The organism is Ilyobacter sp. (assembly GCF_041583315.1).
Classification (GTDB): domain Bacteria; phylum Fusobacteriota; class Fusobacteriia; order Fusobacteriales; family Fusobacteriaceae; genus Ilyobacter.
Genome location: NZ_JBFHGC010000514.1, coordinates 1 through 2,093 on the forward strand (window position 1 = coordinate 1; position 2,093 = coordinate 2,093).

The following is a 2,093-nucleotide window of genomic DNA, read 5'->3' on the forward strand; positions in this document are numbered from 1 at the left end:
ATATTACTCAAAATTATTTTAATAATATTCTTGATATCTATTTATGCTGCAGATGGAAAAAAAATGTATTTAAACGGAACCTATGAGGGTTTAGGAGAAGTATTAGGAGGCTTTAGACTTGTCTTAATTCCATATTTGATATTTGCTATCTTATCGGATTTTATATTAGATTTAAATAAAAGAACAGTCTTTTTAATGAGGCTTAATTTTTTCTTTGTTTTTTTTATCTGTCTGTGGAATCTTCAATTGTTATTTTATGTGGCAAATTTGGAAAAAGAGGGTTTGGATAAAAAAATATTCATATATCTCTATGTATACAAAAACCTAGGGATGTTAATAACGATGATCCTGTATAAATTTTATTTTTTAGTATCTGTGGATATTAATATTGCGATTACGGGGATAATATTATTTTTTTCCTCGTTTATACTTTTTGGAAAGATAGTGGGAAATATCGTTAGAAGGACTCTTGCATATCACTCCAAAGAAAATCGTAAAAAACGGAAAGAAATAAGAAAGTTAATAAAAGAGAAAAAAAGAATAAAAAAACAAATTTTAGAAAAAGAAAAACGTGAAATAATAGAGAGAAAAAAACAAAGTATAATTGAAAAAACAAATGAAAAACAAAGGAAAGAAAAAATTTTACAGTTGAAAAAAGAGATGGAGAGAAAGAAAAAAAGATCCATTGAAAAACAACTAAATATCATTGGGATAGATATAATAGATGAAAAAGAATTAAAAAAAGAAAAGATAAATAAAGAGGATAAGATAGATGAAACAGAAAAGGTGGCCCAAGGGCAGTTAAACTTTAAATTTAAAACAGAAGAGGTGTAAAGATGATACTAGCTTCTAAATCGCCTAGAAGATTTGAGATTCTAAGTAATTTTGGGATTAAAGAAATAAAGGTTGTTTCTGCTGAAATAGAAGAAATAAGTGACAAAGAAAATTTAGTAGAACAAGTGGTGGACATAGCGGTAAAAAAAGGGATAGAAGTAGCTAAGAGTTATCCAAATGAGTTTGTATTGTCAGCGGATACTGTAGTGATCTTAGATGGAAAGATCTTGGGGAAACCCCAAGATAGTTTGGAGGCCTTTACAACACTTACGAGTCTATCTGGAAAAACACATGAAGTTATAACAGCTTATTCCTTGATAAATAAAAATAAGGAAATATTTATATCTAATTTTGATAAAACTGTTGTAAAGTTTAAAAAAATATCGAAACAAGAGATAGAATGGTATATAGAAACAGGAGAACCATTGGATAAAGCTGGGTCTTATGGGATACAAGGTGTAGGAGCAGGAATACTTATTGATAGGATAGAAGGTGAATTTTATAATGTCATGGGATTTCCGATTTCCAAATTTGTAGCTGACCTAAAAGATCATGGAATAAATATACAAAACATAATAGAGTTGTAGGAGGATAAAATGTTAAAACTATTAAAGTTTACTAAAAATATGTTTGGGATTTTTTCAGAGGACCTAGGTATAGATTTAGGGACAGCAAATACATTGGTGTGTGTAAAAAATAAAGGGGTAGTATTAAATGAACCATCAGTAGTTTCTATAAATGCAAGAACAAAAGATATAATTGCTGTAGGGGAAAAAGCGAAAAAAATGATAGGAAGAACTCCTGATAGTTGTGAAGCTATAAGACCCTTAAAAAATGGTGTGATAGCTGATTATGAGATAACAGAAAAGATGCTCCGTGAATTTTATAAAAGAGTTCACAAAAGAAATTTTTTTAGTAGCCCTAGAGTGGTAATATGTGTCCCAGCCGGAGTTTCACAAGTAGAGAGAAGAGCTGTAATAGAGGTAACCTTAGAAGCAGGAGCTAGAGCTGCTTATTTAATAGAGGAACCTATGGCAGCAGCTATTGGAGTAGGTATAAATGTTTTTGACCCTGAAGGAAGTCTAATAGTTGATATAGGTGGAGGAACTACGGAAATAGCGGTAATTTCATTAGGTGGAATAGTAAGAACATCTTCACTGAAAATTGCAGGGGATAAATTTGATGTGGCCATTGGGGAATATGTAAGGCAACGACACGACCTACTTATAGGAGAAAAGACAGCAGAAGATATTAAGATA

At 30.7% G+C, this 2,093-nt stretch carries 3 protein-coding genes; all 3 read left to right on the top strand.

The genetic code is table 11. The features are described from left to right. Positions 1–375 precede the first annotated feature (375 nt). On the top strand, positions 376–834 hold the full coding sequence (locus ABZA26_RS13615; RefSeq protein ID WP_372715040.1) for a hypothetical protein: 459 nt from the start codon (positions 376–378) through the stop codon (positions 832–834). A gap of 2 nt (positions 835–836) precedes the next feature. After that, complete coding sequence (locus ABZA26_RS13620) at positions 837–1,421, top strand: nucleoside triphosphate pyrophosphatase (protein ID WP_372715041.1); 585 nt, start codon at positions 837–839, stop codon at positions 1,419–1,421. 9 nt (positions 1,422–1,430) lie between these two features. Further along, a partial coding sequence (locus ABZA26_RS13625; RefSeq protein ID WP_372715042.1) for a rod shape-determining protein occupies positions 1,431–2,093 on the top strand: 663 nt, incomplete at its 3' end.